This window comes from Streptomyces sp. NPDC054863, assembly GCF_053610825.1.
In genome coordinates, this window is record NZ_JBSGZD010000094.1 from 1 (window position 1) to 20576 (window position 20576).

20 protein-coding genes and 1 pseudogene are annotated in these 20576 nt (G+C 71.4%); 14 read left to right on the plus strand and 7 right to left on the minus strand.

From position 1 onward, the window contains the following. Positions 1–184 precede the first annotated feature (184 nt). From ACWGIG_RS18610 to ACWGIG_RS18630, 5 genes are all read left to right on the plus strand, one after another. Positions 185–910 (plus strand): class I SAM-dependent methyltransferase, encoded by a 726-nt coding sequence (locus ACWGIG_RS18610; RefSeq protein ID WP_453322701.1) that lies wholly within the window; start codon positions 185–187, stop codon positions 908–910. Positions 911–1168: 258 nt separating this feature from the next. Next, complete coding sequence (locus ACWGIG_RS18615; RefSeq protein WP_453322702.1) at positions 1169–2002, plus strand: M55 family metallopeptidase; 834 nt, start codon at positions 1169–1171, stop codon at positions 2000–2002. A gap of 31 nt (positions 2003–2033) precedes the next feature. Next, positions 2034–3407 (plus strand): M20/M25/M40 family metallo-hydrolase, encoded by a 1374-nt coding sequence (locus tag ACWGIG_RS18620; RefSeq protein ID WP_453322703.1) that lies wholly within the window; start codon positions 2034–2036, stop codon positions 3405–3407. A gap of 40 nt (positions 3408–3447) precedes the next feature. Then, positions 3448–5442, plus strand: coding sequence for a prolyl oligopeptidase family serine peptidase (locus tag ACWGIG_RS18625; protein ID WP_453322704.1), 1995 nt, complete (start codon positions 3448–3450; stop codon positions 5440–5442). After that, positions 5439–6431 carry a S66 peptidase family protein gene (locus ACWGIG_RS18630; protein WP_453322705.1) on the plus strand — a complete coding sequence of 331 codons (993 nt, stop codon included), beginning with the start codon at positions 5439–5441 and terminating at the stop codon, positions 6429–6431. Before ACWGIG_RS18625 ends, ACWGIG_RS18630 begins: the two co-directional genes overlap by 4 nt. Positions 6432–6465: 34 nt before the next feature. Here ACWGIG_RS18630 and ACWGIG_RS18635 read toward each other — a convergent pair whose 3' ends face one another. Further along, a complete protein-coding gene (locus ACWGIG_RS18635; protein WP_453322706.1) occupies positions 6466–6984 on the minus strand; it encodes a DinB family protein in 519 nt (172 codons plus the stop codon). 171 nt (positions 6985–7155) lie between these two features. Here ACWGIG_RS18635 and ACWGIG_RS18640 point away from each other — a divergent pair, with 171 nt between their 5' ends. The 3 genes from ACWGIG_RS18640 (at position 7156) to ACWGIG_RS18650 (ending at position 8669) form a co-directional block, all read left to right on the plus strand. Continuing rightward, entirely contained in the window at positions 7156–7527 is a 372-nt protein-coding gene (locus ACWGIG_RS18640; protein WP_453322707.1) for a hypothetical protein, read from the plus strand. Positions 7528–7603: 76 nt separating this feature from the next. Continuing rightward, complete coding sequence (locus tag ACWGIG_RS18645) at positions 7604–8215, plus strand: GNAT family N-acetyltransferase (protein WP_453322708.1); 612 nt, start codon at positions 7604–7606, stop codon at positions 8213–8215. Then, positions 8208–8669, plus strand: coding sequence for a RidA family protein (locus ACWGIG_RS18650; RefSeq protein ID WP_453322709.1), 462 nt, complete (start codon positions 8208–8210; stop codon positions 8667–8669). Before ACWGIG_RS18645 ends, ACWGIG_RS18650 begins: the two co-directional genes overlap by 8 nt. A 5-nt stretch (positions 8670–8674) precedes the next feature. On the opposite strand, the pseudogene ACWGIG_RS18655 reads toward ACWGIG_RS18650, so the two are convergent. Next, positions 8675–8767: pseudogene (locus ACWGIG_RS18655) on the minus strand (DUF6204 family protein); the annotation flags it as partial. Positions 8768–8958: 191 nt separating this feature from the next. Between ACWGIG_RS18655 and ACWGIG_RS18660 the strand changes: the two are divergent. After that, entirely contained in the window at positions 8959–10929 is a 1971-nt protein-coding gene (locus ACWGIG_RS18660; RefSeq protein WP_453322710.1) for a DUF5107 domain-containing protein, read from the plus strand. Here the strand turns inward: ACWGIG_RS18660 and ACWGIG_RS18665 are convergent. From ACWGIG_RS18665 to ACWGIG_RS18680, 4 genes are all read right to left on the minus strand, one after another. Then, a complete protein-coding gene (locus ACWGIG_RS18665; RefSeq protein WP_453322711.1) occupies positions 10926–11306 on the minus strand; it encodes a VOC family protein in 381 nt (126 codons plus the stop codon). The genes ACWGIG_RS18660 and ACWGIG_RS18665 overlap by 4 nt on opposite strands. Before the next feature lie 33 nt (positions 11307–11339). Then, positions 11340–12152 (minus strand): methyltransferase domain-containing protein, encoded by an 813-nt coding sequence (locus ACWGIG_RS18670; RefSeq protein ID WP_453322712.1) that lies wholly within the window; start codon positions 12150–12152, stop codon positions 11340–11342. A 119-nt stretch (positions 12153–12271) separates the two neighbouring features. Continuing rightward, complete coding sequence (locus tag ACWGIG_RS18675) at positions 12272–14119, minus strand: transketolase (protein WP_453322729.1); 1848 nt, start codon at positions 14117–14119, stop codon at positions 12272–12274. Between the two features lie 29 nt (positions 14120–14148). Continuing rightward, positions 14149–15549, minus strand: coding sequence for an NAD(P)/FAD-dependent oxidoreductase (locus ACWGIG_RS18680; protein WP_453322713.1), 1401 nt, complete (start codon positions 15547–15549; stop codon positions 14149–14151). 216 nt (positions 15550–15765) lie between these two features. Between ACWGIG_RS18680 and ACWGIG_RS18685 the strand changes: the two genes are divergently transcribed. Both ACWGIG_RS18685 and ACWGIG_RS18690 read left to right on the plus strand, forming a co-directional pair. Then, entirely contained in the window at positions 15766–16725 is a 960-nt protein-coding gene (locus ACWGIG_RS18685; RefSeq protein ID WP_453322714.1) for a TIGR03557 family F420-dependent LLM class oxidoreductase, read from the plus strand. A 183-nt stretch (positions 16726–16908) separates the two neighbouring features. Then, positions 16909–17367: a hypothetical protein gene (locus ACWGIG_RS18690; RefSeq protein ID WP_453322715.1), complete on the plus strand. Its 459-nt coding sequence runs from the start codon at positions 16909–16911 to the stop codon at positions 17365–17367. Between the two features lie 51 nt (positions 17368–17418). Here ACWGIG_RS18690 and ACWGIG_RS18695 read toward each other — a convergent pair whose 3' ends face one another. Next, positions 17419–18885, minus strand: coding sequence for an MFS transporter (locus ACWGIG_RS18695; protein WP_453322716.1), 1467 nt, complete (start codon positions 18883–18885; stop codon positions 17419–17421). Between the two features lie 93 nt (positions 18886–18978). Between ACWGIG_RS18695 and ACWGIG_RS18700 the strand changes: the two genes are divergently transcribed. The 3 genes from ACWGIG_RS18700 to ACWGIG_RS18710 all read left to right on the plus strand — a co-directional run bounded on the left by ACWGIG_RS18700 (position 18979) and on the right by ACWGIG_RS18710 (position 20574). Then, a complete protein-coding gene (locus ACWGIG_RS18700) occupies positions 18979–19353 on the plus strand; it encodes a gas vesicle protein GvpO (protein WP_453322717.1) in 375 nt (124 codons plus the stop codon). An 85-nt stretch (positions 19354–19438) separates the two neighbouring features. Beyond that, positions 19439–19861, plus strand: a complete 423-nt coding sequence (locus tag ACWGIG_RS18705; protein WP_453322718.1) for a gas vesicle structural protein GvpA — start codon at positions 19439–19441, stop codon at positions 19859–19861. Next, positions 19858–20574, plus strand: a complete 717-nt coding sequence (locus ACWGIG_RS18710; protein WP_453322719.1) for a GvpL/GvpF family gas vesicle protein — start codon at positions 19858–19860, stop codon at positions 20572–20574. Before ACWGIG_RS18705 ends, ACWGIG_RS18710 begins: the two co-directional genes overlap by 4 nt. The last annotated feature ends 2 nt before the right edge of the window (positions 20575–20576 follow it).

Genomic DNA, 20576 nt, shown 5'->3' on the forward strand with positions numbered 1-20576 from the left:
CGGTGGGACCGGCCCCCTCCCTCTTGTCAACCCCAGCGCGCACGGCGCGTGCGCGGCGGGCACGGCCGTCGGCGCAGCTCGAACAGCCGACACGGGTATATGTCGACACCTTGTAGTGCGCCCGCAGGGGAGGGACGGTGGAGCGGATCTTCACCGTTGGCCGACCCCACCCCGGGAGCTGATCATGAGCGTGACGAGCCGCTACAAAGACGCCTGGGAAGGGTTCTGGCAGGAGGCGCCCGACCGGGTGGGCGGGGTCCTCTGGGACGCCGAGCCCGCCCTCACCGCCGGTATCCACCTCGCCCTCTTCGAGCCGCACATGACCGAAGCCGCCCTCCCCGTCGTCGACCTGGGCTGCGGCAACGGCACCCAGACGCTCTTCCTCGCCGACCGCTTCTCCCGGGTCGCGGGCCTGGACCTCGCGCCCTCGGCCATCGCGCGGGCCCGCCGCAGCGACCCGCAGGGCCAGGTGCGGTTCGCCGTCGCCGACGCCACCGAGTCCGGCGACGTACGGCAGCTGCACCGGGAGCTGGGCGACGCGCAGGTGTATCTGCGCAGCGTGCTGCACCAGTGCGAGAGCGCCGACCGGGGGCCGGTGGCGGCTGCCGTGGCCGCGCTGGTGGGGGAGCGGGGGCGGGCGTTCGTCGTGGAGCCCGCCGAGGCCGCCGGGCGCATCCTGCGCGAGCTGGCGCGCCACCCCGACGGGCCGCCGCCGAAGCTCCGCCCGGTGTTCGCGCACGGCATCGTCCCCGGCCTGATGCCGGACGCGGAGGTGCCGGGGCTGTTCCGGGCGGCAGGACTCGACGTGCTGGCGAGCGGGAGCATGCCGCTGACGACGACCGAGTACCTCGCGGACGGGACCCGCATGGAACTGCCGTCGAAGTGGCTGGTGGTGGGGCGCACCGGCTGAACGCGGCAGCGGCCGCCCGCCGGACTGATGATTTCCGTACGTACACTCGTCGCGCATGACGCCGAGACCGGACCCGCTCCCCACCCGCTGCCCCAGTACCCCCTCATCCGCTGCCTGCGTATCTCCCCGCCCGTCTCCCCGCCCGCCGCACTTCCCCGTCCGCGACGACACCTTCGCCGCAGCCGACTTCAGTAACGTGATCGGCACGGCTGTCCCGTGGTGATGTCAGCGGTACGGAAGAGAAGGGTGTGAGCAGCGATGAAGATCCTCATCAGTGCCGACATGGAGGGCGCCACCGGCGTCACCTGGCCCGCCGACGTGCTGCCCGGCACCCCGCAGTGGGAGCGCTGCCGGTCGATGTTCACCTCCGACGTGAACGCGGCCGTGCTCGGTTTCTTCGACGGCGGCGCGGACGAGGTCCTCATCAACGAGGCCCACTGGTCCATGCGCAACCTGCTGCTCGAACGGCTTGACGAACGCGCCCAGATGCTCACCGGCCGCCACAAGTCGCTCAGCATGGTCGAGGGCATCCAGCACGGCGACGTCGACGGCATCGCCTTCGTCGGCTACCACACCGGCGCCGGTACGGAAGGCGTCCTCGCGCACACCTATCTCGCCAATTCGATCACCGGCGTGTGGCTCGACGGGAAGCGCGCGAGCGAGGGCCTGCTCAACGCGCACGTCGTCGCCGAGTACGGAGTCCCCGTCGTGCTCGTCACCGGCGACGACCTGACCTGCAAGGACGCGGACGGGTATGCGCCGTACGCCCGCAAGGTCGCCGTCAAGGACCATGTCTCCCGGTACGCCGCCGTCTGCCGGACCCCCACCCGCACCGCCGCCGACATCCGGGCCGCCGCCAAGGAGGCAACCCCGCTGGCCGTACGTCACGAGCCGGTGCGGGGCGGGTCGTTCACCGTGGAGCTGGAGTTCGACGCGACCCACCTCTCGGACGTCGCCACGGTCGTGCCGGGAGTGGACCGAAGCGGTGAACGGCGTGTCTCCTACACCAGCCCGACGATGTATGAGGGCATTCGTACCTTCAAGGCGGTCACCACGATCGTCTCGTCCGCTGTGGAGGAGCAGTATGGGTGATTCCGTGACCCCCGTGCCCCGTGTGACCCCCATGACCCCCGTGAGTCGAGAGATCCCTGTGAGCCCCGTGACCCCGGTGACCGCGCCGATCGACGCGACCGCGCTGGACGAGGTGGTGGCCTTCACCTCCGACCTCATCCGCATCGACACCACCAACCGGGGCAGCGGCGACTGCCGCGAGCGCCCCGCCGCCGAGTACGTCGCCGAACGCCTCGCCGCGGCCGGTCTCGACGTGCGGATGCTGGAGCGGACCGCGGGGCGCACCAACGTCGTCGCCCGGATCCCCGGAACTGATCCTTCCGCCGATGCGCTCCTGGTCCACGGCCATCTCGACGTCGTCCCCGCCGAGCCCGCCGACTGGTCCGTGCACCCCTTCTCCGGTGAAGTGCGGGACGGCGTGGTGTGGGGGCGCGGCGCCGTCGACATGAAGAACATGGACGCGATGGTGCTCTCCGTCGTACGGGCCTGGACGCGCGCGGGGGTGCGCCCGCGCCGGGACATCGTGATCGCGTACACCGCCGACGAGGAGGCCAGCGCGATCGACGGGGCAGACTTCCTCGTCGACGAGCACGCGGACCTCTTCGACGGCTGCACGGAAGGCATCAGCGAGTCGGGCGCGTACACCTTCCACGCCGGACCCGGCATGCAGATCTACCCCGTCGCCGCGGGTGAGCGCGGTACGGGCTGGCTCAAGCTGACCGGGTACGGCACCGCGGGACACGGCTCCAAGGTCAACGGGCAGAACGCGGTGAGCAGGGTCGCCGCCGCCGTCGCCAGGATCGGCGAGCACGAGTGGCCGGTCCGCCTCACCCCGACCGTACGGGCCTGTCTGCGCGAACTGGCGGCGCTGCAGGACCTGGACGCCCCCGACTTCGACGACCCCGGCTTCGACGTGGACGCGCTGCTGAACAAGCTGGGCACGGCAGCCGCCCTCGCCGAAGCAACCGTACGAAACAGTGCGAACCCGACCATGCTGGACGCCGGGTACAAGGTCAACGTCATCCCGGGCAGCGCCACCGCCTACATTGACGGAAGGTTTCTGCCCGGCGGCGAGGACGAGTTCCACCAAACGCTGGACATGCTCACCGGGGCGCATGTCGACTGGGAGTTCCACCACCGCTCGGTCGCGATCGAGGCGCCGGTCGACTCCCCGACCTACCGTCAACTCCGGGACGCCGTACGCCAGTTCGCACCGGAGGGACATGTGGTGCCGTACTGCATGTCGGGCGGTACGGACGCCAAGCAGTTCTCCCGGCTCGGCATCACCGGGTACGGCTTCTCGCCGCTGAAGCTGCCCGAAGGCTTCGACTACGGGGCGCTTTTCCACGGGGTCGACGAACGAGTCCCGGTCGAAGCCCTGCACTTCGGGGTGCGCGTCCTGGACCATTACCTTCGGAACGCCTGATGACCTGAAGGCGTCTGATCCCATTGGGGGAGTTGACAGCATGGTGCCCACCGGGCCTTACGGAAGCTGGCCGTCGCCGATCGACGCGGCGCTCGCGGCGTCCCACGACGGCGCCCCGCAGTTCGTCGGCATGGTCGGCGACGAAGTGTGGTGGACCGTGCCGCGCCCGGAGGAGGGCGGCCGGCGGGCCCTGGTGCGGCTGCGGCCGGACGGCAGCGAGGAATCGGTGCTGCCCGCGCCGTGGAACGTCCGCAGCAGGGTCGTCGAGTACGGCGGGCAGCCCTGGGCCGGGACCGCCCGGGAGCCGGGCGGCCCGCTCGTCGTCTTCGTGAACTTCGCCGATCAGCGGCTGTACGCGTACGAGCCGGACGGGCCCGCCGCAGGCGCGGGCCCCCGCCCGCTGACCCCCGTGTCCGCCGTCGGCGGCGGGCTGCGCTGGGTCGACCCGGTGATACACGGCGACGAAGTGTGGTGCGTACTGGAGGAGTTCACCGGCGACGCACCCACCGACGTGCGCCGGACGATCGCCGCCGTGCCGCTGGACGGCTCCGCCGCCGAGGACCGCGGCCGGGTGCGGGAGCTGAGCGGCGACCGGCACCGCTTCGTCACCGGCCCCCGGATCTCGCCCGACGGGACGCAGGTCGTGTGGATCGGCTGGGACCACCCCCGGATGCCCTGGGACGGCACCGAGGTACTGGTGGCCGAAATCCCCGCAGGGCAAGGGGAGTTCACGGGGGTACGGGTCGTGGCCGGCGGCGACGAGGAGTCGGTCTGCCAGGTCGAGTGGGACCGGGACGGGACACTGCTGTTCGTCTCCGACCGGGGCGGCTGGTGGGAGCTCTACCGCTTGCGGCGCGACGGCACCCGCATCAGCGGGGCGCTGTGCCTGGGGCGCGAGGAGGAGTTCGGCGGGCCGCTGTGGATGATCGGGCTGCGCTGGTTCCACCCCCTGGACAGCGGCCTGATCGCCGTCGTCCACGGGAAGGGCGCCACCGCGCTCGGCATACTCGACCCCGAGACCGGCGAACTCGTCGACGCGGCAGGCCCGTGGACCAAGTGGTCGGCCACCCTCGCCGTGCACGGGGACCGCGTCGTCGGCGTGGCCGCCAGCCCGCGCAGTGCGTACGAAGTCGTGGAACTCATCCCCGCGTCCGGCAGGGCCCGCGTCATCGGCTCCCCGCACGACGACCCGGTCGACCCGGCCTACTACCCCGAACCGCAGATCCGCGCCTTCACCGGACCCGAAGGGCGCGACATCCACGCCCACATCTACCCGCCGCACCACCCCGGCCGGATCGCCCCCGCCGAAGAGCTCCCGCCGTACGTGGTGTGGGCGCACGGCGGTCCCACCAGTCACGCACCCCTCGTGCTCGACCTGGAGATCGCCTACTTCACCTCGCGCGGCATCGGCGTCGCCGAGGTCAATTACGGCGGCTCCACGGGCTACGGGCGCGAGTACCGGGGCCGGCTGCGCGGCCAGTGGGGCGTCGTCGACGTCGAGGACTGCGCCGCCGTCGCCCTCGCCCTCGCCGACGAAGGCACCGCGGACCCGGGCAGGCTCGCGATCCGCGGCGGCAGCGCGGGCGGCTTCACCACGGCCGCCTCGCTCGCCGGTACGGACGTCTACGCCTGCGGCACCCTCAAGTACCCCGTCCTGGACCTGGTTTCCTGGGCCGACGACGAGACGCACGACCTGGAGTCCCAGTACCTGGAGTCGCTGGTCGGCCCGCTCGCCACCTGCCCCGAGGTCTATGCGGAGCGCTCGCCCGCCGGCCACGCCGACCGCATCACCGCCCCCTTCCTGCTGCTCCAGGGGCTCGACGACCCGATCTGCCCGCCGGTTCAGGCCGAACGCTTCCTCGCGGCGATGGCGGGGCGCGGCATACCGCACGCGTACATCGCCTTCGAGGGCGAGGGGCACGGGTTCCGCAGGGCCGACACCATGACCAGGGCCCTGGAGGCCGAACTCTCGCTGTACGCACAGGCGTTCGGCATCGACAGGACCGACGTGCCACGACTGGAGCTCGACAAGTGACCACCCGCCCCGGCGTCCGCGCCGAACCGTCCCGGCCCGCAGCCCTCGCGGAACTGTCCCGCCCCGCCCGGCTGCGCCCGGGCGCACGCGTCGCGATCGTCGCGCCCAGCGGACCCCTACCGCAGGACCGGCTGGATCAGGGGCTCGACGTCCTGCGGGGGTGGGACCTCGACCCGGTGGTGATGCCCCATGCGGCCGACAGCCACGGGCAGTTCGGCTATCTGGCGGGCGACGACGCGGCCCGCGCCCGCGACCTGACCGAAGCGTGGTGCGACCCGTCCGTGGCCGCCGTGCTGTGCGCACGCGGCGGGTACGGAGCACAGCGCATGGTCGACCTCGTCGACTGGGCGGCGATGCGGACGGCCACCGCCGCCCTCGGGCGGCCCAAGCCCTTCGTCGGCTACAGCGACATCACCCCACTGCACGAGGCGTTCGCCGTCCGCATGGGCGTCGCCACCCTGCACGGGCCGATGACCAGCACCGTCTCCTTCCTCAAGGACGGGCCCACCCAGGACTCCCTGCGCGCCACCCTCTTCGCACCGGAGAGTGTCCGCACCCTCGGGCTGCCCACCGCCCGCACTCTGGTGCCCGGCCGGGCGCACGGCGTCACCCTCGGCGGCTGCGTCTCGCTGCTCGCCGCCGACCTCGGCACCCCGCACGCGCGCCCTTCGGCACGCGGCGGGATCCTCCTCATCGAGGACGTCGGTGAGGAGGCGTACCGACTGGACCGCATCCTCACCCAACTCCTGCGCTCCGGCTGGCTGGACGGCGTCGCGGGCATCGCCCTCGGGTCGTGGGTGAACTGCGGGTCGTACGAGCGGGAGATCAGGCCGCTGCTGCTCGACCGGCTGGGCGGTCTCGGCGTGCCGGTGGTCGAGGAGCTGGGCTTCGGCCACTCGGCGACCGCGCTGACCGTGCCGATGGGGGCCTCGGCGGTGCTGGACGCGGACGCGGGGACCCTGACGCTGGACGCCCCCGCACTGATCTGATGCACCGTCACAAGTCTGCGGTGCGGCGGGTGTTCTACTCCGGGACAGTCCGGTAGTCGCCCGTCGCGCCGTCGATCAGCTCGCGCACGATGTCCATGTGTCCGGTGTGCCGGACGGTGTCCTCGATCATGTGCACCAGCACCCAGCGCAGCGAAACCGCCGTGCCGTCCCAGGACGTGCCGAGGTGGTCGAGGTCCAGCTCGGCGACGACCCGGTCGGAGGCCGCCCTGGCCCGCCCGTACAGTTCGACGATCATCGCCGTCGTCTCGTGGCGGCCGACGGTCATGTCCTCCTCCGGGTCGAACCACAGCTTCTCGGTCTCGTACCCGAAGGTCTCGCAGAACCAGCCGTACTCGATCGCCGCCAGATGTTTCACCAGGCCCAGCAGGTTCGTTCCTGTCGGGGTCAGGGGGCGGCGCAACTGCTCGTCGTCCAGGCCGTCGAGCTTCCACAGGGCGATGTCGCGGTGCTGGTCGAGCGAGGCGAGCAGGGTCGACTTCTCGTCGCCCGTGAAGGGCACTCGTTCGATCCGTTTGGGGGTGGGGTTGGTCATGTCAGGACCGTAACCGCGCCGTCAAGCCCGGGGATCACCGGGCCGAAGCTCCCTCCCACGCCCCGGGAAGTCACCCGTACGGCCCGCCCGACCGCCCCTCGGCCCCCGGGATCTGCTCATCCTGGTCACCGGGGGCGGGAGCCCCCTTCCCCAGCGACGCAGGAGGCACAAGTGATTCGGAAGCGTGCGGCGACGGCGGCGGCCGGTGCGGTACTGGCCCTGACGGTGGCCTCGACGGGTGTGGCATCGGCCGACGTGGCCGCGGCAGCGCCGGCCGCCGCGGCACCGGCGACAGCAGCCGTGGCGGCGCCCGCCGACGAACCCGACCCGCTGCCCAACTTCGTCGGCCGGAACCTCTTCCGCGTCTACAGCACCGTGAGCGCCGAGACCGCCCTCGACATCCAGGACCTCGGCGGGGAGCACCGCAAGGTCCTGTGGCCGCCCAACTGGAAGGTCTGCACCCAGTCCCCGAAGGCGGGCACCAAGCTGCACGGCGGCACGCTCAGGCTGGGCGTGGTCAAGACCGGCGAGAAGTGCCCGTAGCGGTACGGGACCGAGGCCCGGCGTGCCTCGCGGCAGGCCGTCGGACGCGGCGCGCCGTCCGACGTAACCTGGCCGGATGTCCGAACAACCCGTCACCCGCCCCTCCCGTCACCTCGCGGAGGGCCCGCGAGTGGGCATCCGGCCGTTCCGCCACAGCGATGCGCAGGAGTTCACCGCGCGGGTCCGCGAGAGCCGGGAACTGCACCGGCCGTGGCTCGCGCCGCCGGACACCGTGGAGGCGTTCCGCGGCTACGCGAACACCCTCATCGGAGACCTGAACCGGGTGGGCTTCCTGGTCTGCACCCGCGACGACGGCCGCATCGCGGGCTTCATCAACATCAACAACATCGTCGAGGGCGCGTTCCAGAACGGCGCCCTCGGCTACGGCGCCTTCGCCCACGCCGCCGGCCGCGGCCTGATGGCCGAAGCCCTGGACCTCGTCCTGGGCCACGCCTTCGGCCGCCTCGGCCTGCACCGCCTGGAGGCCAACATCCAGCCGGGCAACGAGGCCTCCCTCGCCCTCGTCCGCAAGGCGCACTTCCGGTACGAGGGCTACTCGCCGGACTTCCTCTTCCTCGCCGGAGCCTGGCGCGACCACGAACGCTGGGCGATCACCGCACCGGAGTTCCGGCCCCAAAACCCTTTGCGGGACGGGCAGTCGGGCGTGGATTCTGTGCCGCATGACTGATCCCGGCACCCGTACCGGCCCCGACATCACCCGCCTCAACCCCGAGGCCCTGCACCAGACCCCCGGCTACCACCACATCACCGTCGTCGAAGCGGGCCGCACCGCCCACCTCGCCGGGCAGTGCCCGCTGGACGCGGCGGGAGACCTGGTCGGCCCCGGCGACGTACTCGCCCAGACCGATCAGGTCGTGGCGAACACCCTGGCCGCGCTCGCCGCTGTCGACGCGGGCCCCGAGCAGGTCGTACGGACCGTGATCTACGTCGTCACGGACGGGACCGACACCCTCGGAGCCGTCTGGCAGCAGCTCGTCGGCTCGCCGCTCGGACCCGCCTTCTCCACCGCGAGCACCCTCCTGGGCGTCACCCGGCTCGGCTTCACCGGGCAGCTCGTGGAGCTCGACGTCACCGCCGCACTCCCGGACGGTCCCGGCCTCAGCGCCGCGTCTTCCGGTTGATCTTCATCGTGCTCGGCGAGCAACCGGGTCCTGCTCTCCTCGGACAGCCCGTCCCAGGCGCCCCTGACGATGACCCGGTACGTGTGCTGCGTACTCATCCTCTGTCGGTCCTCCGTGTCGTACGGCTGCGGAAAGGGCCGGCGTACGGCGTGGGTCGCCCATGCGCCTTTGCTCAATACTGACCGGCGGAACCCCTGGTCAGGGCGGTACGGATCGTGTTCGGATGGACACGGAAGGGGCGCGCGTGCGGAGCTGCGCCTGGAAGAGCAAGCGAACGAGTGAGGTTGTTTTGGCCACGACGGTGCGACGTGCCGTACTGACCCTCCCCGCCGGTCCGTTGGGCCCGGAGAATCCCCTCCCCGGCCTGCGCACCCTCGACCGGGTGCAGGTGTGGGACGACCGGACCAAGCAGGGCATGCCGCGCGACATGGCACGTCAGATGGGATACGAGCCGCTGCGCACGCTCCTTCCCGTACGGACGCTGGACGGGTACGGGCGCGAGCGCACCGAGACGGACCTCGACGCGGTCGTGATCGAGAACGACCGGCTGCGGGTCACCGTCCTGCCCGGTCTCGGTGGCCGGATCCAGTCGCTCCACCACAAGCCCACGGGACGCGAACTGGTCTACCGCAACCCTGTTCTCCAGCCCGCCGACTTCGCCCTCAACGGGGCCTGGTTCTCCGGCGGCATCGAGTGGAACATCGGCGCGACCGGCCACACCACCCTCGCCTGCGCCCCGCTGCACGCGGCCGTCGTGCCCGCCCCCGACGGCGGCGAGATGGTCCGGCTGTGGGAGTGGGAGCGCCTGAGGGACCTGCCCTTCCAGATCGACCTGTGGCTGCCCGCCGACTCCGACTTCCTGTACGTGGGCGTACGCGTCCGCAACCCGCACGAGCGGCCCGTGCCCACCTACTGGTGGTCCAACACCGCCGTCGAGGAGACCGAGCGCACGCGCGTCCTCGCCCCCGCGGACGAGGCCTGGCACTTCGCTTACGAGAAGTCGCTGAGCCGGGTCCCCGTCCCGCACTCCGACGGCGCCGACCGTACGTACCCCACCCGCAGCGACCACCCCGCCGACTACTTCTACGACGTGCCCGAGGAGTCGCGGAAGTGGATCGCCTCGCTGGACGGGGCCGGCGAGGGGCTCGTCCAGACCTCCACCGACCGGCTGCGCGGGCGCAAGCTCTTCCTCTGGGGCAGCGGGCACGGCGGACGCCGCTGGCAGGAGTGGCTGACCGAGCCCGGCACCCCGGGCTACGCCGAGATCCAGGCCGGGCTCGCCCGCACCCAGCTGGAGCACATACCCCTCGAAGCGGAGACCTCGTTCAGCTGGCTGGAGGCGTACGGGCCGCTGTCCGCCGACGCGCAGACCGTGCACGGCGACGACTGGACGGCGGCGCGCACGGCGGCGGAGCAGGCCCTTGAGGCGGCGCTGCCCCGCGCCGCCGTCGACGCCGCGTACACCGCATGGCTCGCCCACGCCGACCACGAGCCCGGCGAGATCCTGGCGGAGGGATCGGGCTGGGGCGCCCTGGAAGTACTGCGCGGCGGATTCAAGCTGCCGGGCACCCCCTTCCCGGAGTCGACGCTGACCGAACAGCAGCAGCCCTGGCTGGAGTTGCTGGGCGGCGGCTCGCTCCCGGCCCCCCGGGAGGCCGCCCCGCCCGGGCCCTCGCTCGTCGCCCCGCACTGGCGCGACATGCTGGAGACCGCCCCCGCCGAACCCCTCACCGAGTACCACCTCGGCATCGCCCAGTGGCACGCGGGCGACCTGGCCCAGGCGGTCCGCAGCTGGGAGCGAGGCCTGCAACTCTCCTCATCCCGCTGGCCGTTGCTCCGCTGCCTGGCCCTCGCCGACTGCGAGGCCGGACATCACGAGCGGGCCGCCGACCTGTACGCGGAAGCCTTCGCCGACCTCTGCGAGGAGCGCCGCGACGGCGAGGAGTGGACGGCGGCCACCGCCGCACTCGGCCGGGAGGCGATCGAGGCCCTGCTCGCCGCGGGCCGCCCCGCCCAGGCCCGTACCGTCTGGGAAGGGCTGGCGCCCGCCACCCGGGCCACCGGCAGGTTCCGCCTCGTCGAGGTGCAGTTGCTCGTCGCCGAGGGGGACCGGGACGCGGCCCGGGCCGTCTTCGACGAGGGCTTTGAGGTCGCCGATCTGCGCGAGGGCTCGACCGCCGTCAGCGACGTCTGGGCGACCGTCACCGACGAACCGGTGCCGGGGGTCTACGACTTCGGGCGGCGCGAGGAGGGCTCCTAGCGCTCCTGCCGGGTGGGGGACGGGCCGCCCCGGTCCACGTACTCGAAGACGGAGCCGTCCGGGTGGAGGACGATCAGGTTGCGGCCCACCGGGGTCGCCACCGGGCCCGCGACGACCTGCGCGCCGGCGGCGGTGAGCGTGATGTGGGCCTCCTCGACGTCCTTCACCGCGACCGTCGCCGTGACCTTCCGCAGCAGGTCGATCTCCTCGCGCGGGCCGCTCATCACCAGGAAGCAGCCGACGGCGGCGACCGAGACCCCGCCGCGCTCGAAGCGCTGCGCGCGGCTGCCCGTGATGCGCTCGTAGAAGGCGGCCGTGGTGTCCAGTGCTGCGGTGTCGTCCACGTAGATGCGCAGTGTGGTTCCCAAGATCTCCATGAGGACGAGGGTAGTTGGGCGGGGGCGCGGTCGTCAGGCGCGGCAGAGGATCTCGCCGTGCGGGACCATGAACCACGCGTCCTGCCGGGCGCCCCACTCGCGCCACGCCTCGGCGATCTCCCCGAGCTGTCCGGCGGTCGCGTGCCCGCCGGACACCGCCAGGTCCGCGTACGACGAAGCGACCGTACGGTCCGCCCACAGGCCGCTCCACCAGGCGAGCTCGTCGGGGGCGGCGTAGCACCAGGTCGCCGCCGACGAGGCGACGTCCGTGAAGCCGGCCTGCTGGGCCCAGGAGCGCAGCCGCCGCCCGGCGTCCGGCTCGCCGCCGCCCGCGCGGGCCACCCGGTGGTACAGATCCATCCAGTCGTCCAGCAAGGGCGGTTCGGGGTACCAGGCCATCGCCGCGTAGTCGCTGTCGCGGGCCGCGACGATGCCGCCCGGGCGGCACACCCGGCGCATCTCGCGCAGGGCGGCGACCGGGTCGCCCACGTGCTGGAGCACCTGGTGGGCGTGGACGACGTCGAAGGAGTCGTCGGGGTAGGTGAGGGCGTGCACGTCCGCGGTCGCGAAGTCGACGTTCTCCAGGCCCCGTCCGGCGGCGGTCCCACGGGCCCGGTCGAGGATGCCCGCCGCGGAGTCGACGCCCGTGACATGGCCGTCGGGGCCGACCAGGTCGGCCAGGTCGGCGGTGATGCTGCCCGGACCGCAGCCGACGTCCAGCACGCGCTGCCCCGGGCGGAGCCGGGGAACGAGATACGCGGCGGAGTTGCCGGCGGTGCGCCAGCTGTGCGAGCGCAGTACGGACTCGTGGTGGCCGTGGGTGTAGACGGCGGTCTCGTGCGGCACGGGGCACTCCTTCTCGCAGCGGGCGGTGCGGTGTGCTCACGGTACGCCGGTGTGTTGGAGTGTGAGACGAGTGTCTCGGTGTGTGGACATGAGTCCTGTGGTGGCCGGGGTGTGGCCATTCATCGCACCACCACCTTCTCCACTAGCAGCCGTACCGCCGCCGCCACCGACTGCGCGTCGATCCCGGCCCCGTACAACTGCTCGTCGGGGGTGGCCGAGCCGGGCATGTTCGACACGGCGAGGCGCACCAGCCTCGGCACCGGCCGCCCGTCCGCGAACGCCTCGGCGACGGCGTCGCCGATTCCGCCCTCGGCACGGTGGTCCTCGACCGTCACGAGAGCACCGGTCTCCTCTCCCGCGGCCCACAGCGTCTGCGCGTCGACCGGCTTGACGGAGTACAGGTCGACCACCCGCACTCCGATGCCCTCGGCGGCCAGCAGCTCCGCGGCCTCCAGCGCTTCCGGCACGGTCGTCCCGGCGGCGACCAGCGTCAACCGGTCCGCCTCTCCGCGCCGCAGCACCTTGCTGCCGCCGATCGGGAACTCCTCGTCCGGCCCGTAGAGGACGGGAGACTTGCCGCGGCCGGTCCGCAGGTAGCGGATGCCGTCGAGGTCGGCCATCGTCGCGACGAGCTTCGCCGTCTGGTTGGCGTCGCACGGGCACAGCACGGTGCTGCCGTGCAGGGAACGCATCATCGCCAGGTCTTCGAGGCCCATCTGGGAGGGCCCGTCCTGGCCGATGGCGACGCCCGCGTGCGAGCCGACGACGTTGAGGTTCGCCCGGCCGACAGCCGCCATCCGCAGGAAGTCGTGCGCCCGGGTGAGGAACGCGGCGAACGTCGACACGTACGGGACGTGGCCGCGTGCCTGCATGCCGACGCCCGCCGCGACGAGCAGCTGCTCGGCGATGTAGCACTCGAAGTACCGGTCGGCATGGCCCTCGGCGAAGTACTCGGTACGGGTCGAGTCGCCGACCTCGCCGTCCAGCGCGACCACGTCGCCGCGCGCCGAGCCGAGCGCGGCGAGCGCCCTGCCGTACGCGTCGCGGGTGGCGACCGGGTCCCCGCCCTTCTCGAAGCGGGGCAGCGTCAGGTGCCCGCTGGGCACCGCGTGCAGGGTGCGGGCCGCGACCGGCTTGTGCACGTCCACGTGCCGGGCCCGTACGCCGCCCAGCTCGGCGATGGCCGCGGTCGCGTCCGGCAGCGGCTTGCCGTGCATGCCCTCCTTGTCGGCGACCTCCTCAACACCCTTGCCCTTGACGGTGCTTGCGAGGATCGCGGTCGGCCGGTCCAGGGTCGAGCAGGCCTCGGCGTAGGCCCGGTCGACGGCGTCCACGTCGTGCCCGTCGACCTCGACCGTGTGCCAGCCGAACGCCCTGAGGCGGCGGGTGTACGCACCGAGGTCGTGGCCGTGCCGGGTCGGGCCGCGCTGGCCGAGCCGGTTGACGTCCACGATCAGCGTCAGGTGGTCGAGCTTCTCCGCGGCGGCGTGCTCGACGGCCTCCCACACCGACCCCTCGGCCATCTCGCTGTCGCCGCTGATCACCCACACCCGGTACGGGATCCGGTCGAGACGCTTCCCGGCGAGCGCCATGCCGACGCCGACGGGCAGCCCCTGCCCGAGCGAGCCGGTCGCGACGTCCACCCACGGCAGCCGGGGAGTCGGGTGCCCTTCGAGGCGGCTGCCCCGGCTGCGGAAGGTCAGCAGCTCCTCGTCGCTGACGGCGCCGGCCGCGCGGTAGAGGGCGTAGAGGAGCGGCGACGCGTGTCCCTTGGAGAGGATCAGGTGGTCGTTGCCGGGGTGGTCGGGCCGGCCGAAGTCGTAGCGCAGGTGGTTCGCCAGGAGTACGGCGCCGAGTTCGGCGGCGGACATGGACGAGGTCGCGTGCCCGGACCCGGCGGCATCCGTGGCGCGGACGGTGTCGACCCTCAACTGCTGGGCGAGCTCGGACAGTTCGGCGGTGGACAGGGCTTCGGTGGGCATGTTTCTCCTTGGATCTACGAGTGTGATGTGTCGTGAGGGCCCGGGGTGCCGCGGCGGTCCTGACGGCCGTGGCGGCCCGGGGCTTCGGCGGGTGCGGAGCGACCGCCCGGCAGGCGCGCCGACTCCGGCGACGAGGTGTCCAGCGGCACCGACCCCGACCTGACGAGCCCCAACTGGACGGACTGGCGCGGCAGTACGGCGTCCAGCAGCCAGTCGGCGGCCACCCGTACGCGGTTCCCCGGCATCGCGGCCAGGTGGTAGCCGCGGGTCACCGCTCCCGCGGCGATCCCCGACAGCGGCACCCCGAGCGGGTTCGCGGCGGCCTTGACGCCGCCCAGGTCGACGACGAAGCCCAGGTCGTGGTGCTGGTAGGCCTTCATCCCGGCGGCGCCGAGTCCGAGCGAGACGGCGACGTTGTGCCCGGCCACCCTGCCCTGCCGGGCGGCGTGCTGCGCCGTCATCGGGGTGAACTCTCCCGGCCTGGTCAGGTCCGGCACCGCCGCCGCGTCGCCGCACGCGAAGACCTCCGGGCGCCCCGGCACGTTCAGGTGCGTGTCGACCAGCAGCCGTCCCTTCTCCACGGAGAGCCCGAGATCGGAGACGAGCGGATCGGGCCGTACGCCCACGCACCAGACCAGCGACCTGGTCGGCACGGACTCCCCGTCGTCGAGGAGCACCCCGCGCTCGGTGGCCTCCTTGACGGAGGTCCCGGTCCTGACGTCGACGCCGCGCTCGCGCAGGACCTTGGCCGCGGTCCGCGACAGCCGCTCGTCGAGCTCGGGCAGGACCTTGTCGGCGACGTCGAGCAGGATCCAGCGGGGCCTGCGCCGAGGGGCCCCGCCACTGTTGCGACGTACCAGCGCATCGGTGAACATGGCGCCCTGCGCGGCGACTTCGACGCCCGTGTAGCCCGCGCCGACGACCACGAAGGTGCGGCGTGCGGCGATCTCCCCGGGGTCCCGGGTGCCGGTCGAGAGCTCGATCTGGCGGATGAGGTGGTCGCGCAGGTACAGCGCCTCGGGCAGACCGCGGAAGCCGTGGGCGTACTCGGTGACACCCGGGATCGGCAGCAGCTTGTTGACGCTGCCGACGGCCAGTACCAGACGGTCGTAGCCGAGCTCCCCGGTGCGCCCCTCGGGGTCGGTGTAGTGCACCCGGCGGCTCGCCAGGTCGACACGTCCGGCCTCTCCGAGCACGAGGCGTACGCCCGGCAGGGTGGCGGTGAGGGAGACGCTGACCCGGCGCGGCTCCAGGATCCCGGCGGCGACCTGGGGCAGCAGGGGCAGGTAGAGGAAGTAGTCGGTGGGGTTGAGCAGGACGACCTCGGCCCGGCCCCCGACCTGCCGGGAGAGCGTGCGGGCGGCCTGGTGACCGGCGAATCCTGCGCCTACGACGACGATGCGGGAACGGCTCACTTTCGACTCCGGGGCGGTCTCGGGGGCGGGTGCGGTGCGGAGTCCGGCGAGGTCTGGGCCGGCTTCCCGGACCCGTGCCGCGTGCCCTTCCCCGGCCCGCCCAAACTCCGTGATCGGTGTGTTTCCGGGCGTGCTCCCGGGTTACCCGGCATCCACGGACGCGCGGTGACAGACGCGCGGTACACGCATGCCGACCCGTCTCGAAAGGCGCAGTCCATGACCGAATTCGGCTACTTCCTCATCAGCGAGGAGTTCGGCCCTGCCGAGCTGGTGGAGCAGGCCCGGATGGCCGAGCAGGCAGGCTTCCAGGCACTGTGGATCTCCGACCACTTCCACCCGTGGAACGGCGAGCAGGGCCAGAGCCCGTTCGTCTGGTCGGTGATCGGCGCCCTGTCGCAGGCGGTGTCGCTGCCCGTGCAGACGGCGGTGACCTGCCCGACCGTACGCATGCATCCGGCGATCGTCGCGCAGGCGGCGGCGACGGCCGCGGTGCAGCTCGGCGGCCGGTTCCGGCTCGGGGTCGGCAGCGGCGAGGCGCTCAACGAGCACGTCCTTGGCGGCCCGTGGCCGAGCGCCAGGATCCGGCTGGACATGCTCGAAGAGGCGGTTCAGCTGATCCGCAACCTCTTCGACGGTAACGAGGTCAGCCACGAGGGCAAGCACTACACCGTGGAGAACGCCCGCCTGTACACCGTCCCCGACGAGCCCGTCCCGATCGACGTCTCGGCCTTCGGCCCGAAGGCGATGGCGCTCGCCTCGCGGATCGGCGACGGCCTGATCACCATGAAGCCGGACGAGGGCGCGGTGACCAGGTTCCGCAAGGGCGGTGGCGGTGCGAAACCCGTCAGCGGCGGCTACAAGGTCTGTTACGGCCAGGACCGCGCGGAATCGGTGCGCACGGCACACCGGCTGTGGGCCAGTGAGCAGTTGCCCGGCGAAATGGGCCAGGTCCTGCCCACACCAAGGCACTTCGAACAGGTTTCGCAGCTCGTCACCGAGGACATGGTGGCTTCGAAGGTGGTGTGCGGCGATGACATCGACGCACACGTGGGGCGCCTCCAGAGCTACGCCGACGCCGGGTTCGACCGGGTGTACGTGCACCAGATCGGTCCGGATCAGCGCGGCTTCTTCGACTTCTACCGCACCAAGGTGCTGCCCCAGGTTCAGGAGCCCTGAGATGAGGCTGACCCAGGCCGCCCACCACCCGTCCCCCGCCTGGCGCCCGACGCTGCGCACCCGGCTGGCCCACCTGCTCGCCCGGCTCAGGTCCGTCGCCCTGCGACGGCGGAACGCCTAGCAGCCCCTGTGCCGCTCGTGCGATCAAGTGCCATTCTGGGAGGGACCCAAGGGGGCGGCACGATGAGTGGAACTGATGAATTCTGGAATCAGTTCAACGCACGCCACGAGGCGGGAAAGAAGGCGCACAGGGAGGCTGAGGAGCGGCTCGCGAAACGGCAGGAGGCCGCCCGGCGCGCGAGGATCGCGGCCGAAACCGCAGAAGACGAACGGGCGGCCCGGGAGGCTCACGCAACCCAGGTGGCCAAATGGCGGCTGAAGTACCGGTGCAGCGTCTGCGGCCGGCTGCCGGGAGCCTCCCCGGTGATCGAGAGGATCGACAACTCCTACTACGACGACGGCCGTTACGTGCAGGTCGACGACACCTACGTCGTGCACTGGGACCGGATTCCCCAGGACATGGTCCGATGCGTGTGGGGAGCCTTCCTGACCCACTGCGCACACGACAACGGCGAGTGCAGCAACGGTGAGATCTGCATCAAGTGTGCGCGCAAGGTGGACAGGAAGGCCCGGAGGGGATGACGGGTCCGTGAAGTGCGGGTGGTTGCGCCGGGGTTCGGTTTCCGCGGTGGATTATGCGGTCCCGCGTGTCACCGTGCTCAGGGGTGCCGCGATCGATTCGAGGCTCTTGCGTTCGCTCTTCACGCCCAGGAAGGATTCGACGATCCCCGCCGCCACCATCAGAGCGGCCCCGATGCAGAACGCCAGCGCCGTGTCTCCCGGTTTGCCGCTGCTGACCAGGCCGTTGAAGAGGATCGGACCCGTGATGCCGCCCAGTGCCGTGCCCACCGCGTAGAAGAAGGAGATGCACATGGCCCGCGTCTCCAGCGGGAAGACCTCACTGACCGTCAGATAGGCCGAACTCGCCCCGGCCGAGGCGAAGAAGAGGACGACGCACCAGCATGCCGTCATCGTCGTGGCCGTCAGCGCCCCGTTCCGGAAGAGGACCGCGGTGCCGAAGAGGAGGAGGCCGGAGAGGATGTAGGTGCCCGCGATCATCGGGACGCGTCCGACCGAGTCGAAGAAGTGCCCCAGGACCAGCGGGCCGAGCAGGTTGCCGACCGCGATGACCGCGAAGTAGTACGCGGCCGAGCCGGTGCCGACGCCGAAGAACTTGTCCAGGATGACCGCGTACCCGAAGGTGATCGAGTTGTAGAGGAAGGCCTGGCCGACGAAGAGGGACAGGCCGAGGATCGCGCGCTTGCGGTACTGCGAGAAGACCGTGCGCATGATCTCCAGGAAGCCGATCGAGCCCCGCTGGCGGACGGTGATCTCCTCGTCCGGTTCCGGCAGCGGTGAGCCCGTCTCGTCGTGGACCTTCTGTTCCACCGCCGAGACGATCCGGTCGGCCTCCTCCTCCCTGCCGTGCACCATCAGCCATCGCGGGCTCTCCGGGACATGTCGGCGCACGAGCAGGATCACCAGGCCGAGTACCACGCCGATCGCGAAGGCCAGGCGCCAGCCGACGTCCTTCGCGAACAGGTCCGTGTCGAGGAGCGCGACGGAGGCCAGTGCGCCCAGGGCCGCGCCGGCCCAGAACGTACCGTTGATGATGAGGTCGATGCGCCCGCGCAGCCTGCTCGGAATCAGTTCGTCGATGGCCGAGTTGATCGCCGCGTATTCGCCGCCGATGCCGAATCCCGTGAAGAAGCGGCAGACGAAGAAGAACCAGGCGGATTCCGCCAGGGCGGTGGCCGCTGTTGCCGCGAGATAAACGGCGAGCGTGATGATGAAGAGCTTCTTGCGGCCGAAGAGGTCGGTGAGCCGGCCGAAGAAGAGGGCGCCGATACACGCCCCCGCCACATAAAGGGCGGCAGCGGTAGTAGTGACCTGTGTCGTCGTGATGGCGATACCACTGCCCTCTTCGGCGAGGCGTACGACGATATTGCCGACGATGGTCACCTCCAGGCCGTCGAGGATCCACACCGTGCCGAGGCCGATGATGATCCTCCAGTGCCAGGGGGACCACGGCAGCCGGTCGAGACGTGCCGGAATGCGCGTGCGGACCTCGGGGAACTCTCCGCCGTCTGTTGTTTTCATGGCGCGACGAGTACCCCGGGCCGAATCGAACAACGCCCCGCGTCGGAGGGTTTGCGTCAGACGTGTGCGGTTACCCGCACCACCGAGGCAGCCATGGCAAATACATCAGAGAACACTCCGAAGAAGACGCAGGCCAAGACCGACGACGCACAGCGCGAAGAGCAGCAGGACCAGCCGAATCCGAAGAGGAACGAACGGCGAGAGCAGAAGAAGCCGGGGCCGATGCAAGTACTGCGCGCAGCCCGCGAGCAGATTTCGGAACTCACCGGCATGCCCGCCGAATCCGTGTCCTCCTTCGAACAGAGCGAGGACGGCTGGGTGTTGCGCGTGGAGGTGCTCGAACTGGAGCGCGTCCCCGACACCATGAGCCTGCTCGCTTCGTACGAGGTCCGGCTGGACCCGGACGGCGGGCTCACCGGATATCGCCGCGTCGGTCGTTACGAGCGCGGCAGGGCCGACAAGAAGTAGCACCGGCCCCGCACAAACCACCAAGGAGCCCGCTCAACCCACGAAGAGCCCGCGCAATCCACGAAGAGAAGGAGGACCGGTCGACATGTCTGTTGTTCCGGCACAGCAAGGCGGAGGCGGCGGAGGTACCAGCGGTCTCTACGACGTCCTGGAGCTCGTCCTCGACCGGGGGCTCGTCATCGACGCGTTCGTCCGAGTCTCCCTGGTCGGCATCGAGATCCTGAAGATCGACATCCGTGTCGTGGTGGCGAGCGTGGACACCTATCTCCGCTTCGCCGAGGCCTGCAACCGCCTCGACCTGGAGACCGGCGCCAACAAGAGCCCGGGGCTCCCCGAGATCGTCGGCGACACGATGGAGAAGGGTGCGTCCGGCAAGACCAAGGGCGCCCTGTCCGGCGCCGCCGAGACCATATCGGGCGCGTTCCAGCAGGCCCGTGACGAGGGCCAGTCCGAGTCGAGGCCGCGGGCCCGTCGCACCACGTCCCGCCGGAAGGAGGAGCAGGAATGAGCACCTACGTCTACGGAATCACCCGGGCGGCGCACCCCGCCCTCCCCGAGAAGATGGGCGGCGTCGGCGACCCGCCGCAGCCCGTCTACGCCATCAGGACCGGTGAGTTGACCGCCCTGGTCAGCGAGGCGCCGGAGAACCTGCGGCCCAAGCGCCGCGACCTGCTCGCCCACCAGAGCGTGCTGTCCGAGGCGGGCGCGGCAGGTGCCGTGCTGCCGATGCGCTTCGGCAGCGTCTCGGCCGACGACGAGGTCGTGAAGAGCGTCCTCGCCGAGCGCGAGAAGCACTACCTGGAGCGGCTCGACGCCCTTGAGGGCAAGGTCGAGTACAACATCAAGGCCACCCACGACGAGGAGGCCGTACTCCACCAGGTACTCGCCAACGACGCCGAGCTCCGCACCCTCAACGAGGCCAACAGGGCCGCGGGCGGCGGCACTTACGAGCAGAAGCTGCACCTCGGCGAGCGCGTCGTGGCCGCCGTGCAGCAGCGCGAGAGGGTCGACGGGCAACTGGTGCGGCAGGCGCTCGAAGGTGCCGCGACCGACACCAGCCCGGGACCCGAGTCCACCGGCTGGCTGGCCAACGTGTCCTTCCTCGTGGAGCGCGAGCGCTCCGCCGAGTTCATCGAGGCCGTCGACGCCCTCCAGCGGGAAGCCCCGCACCTGGTGCTCCAGGTCAACGGCCCGCTGCCGCCGTACAGCTTCGTGGAATAGCC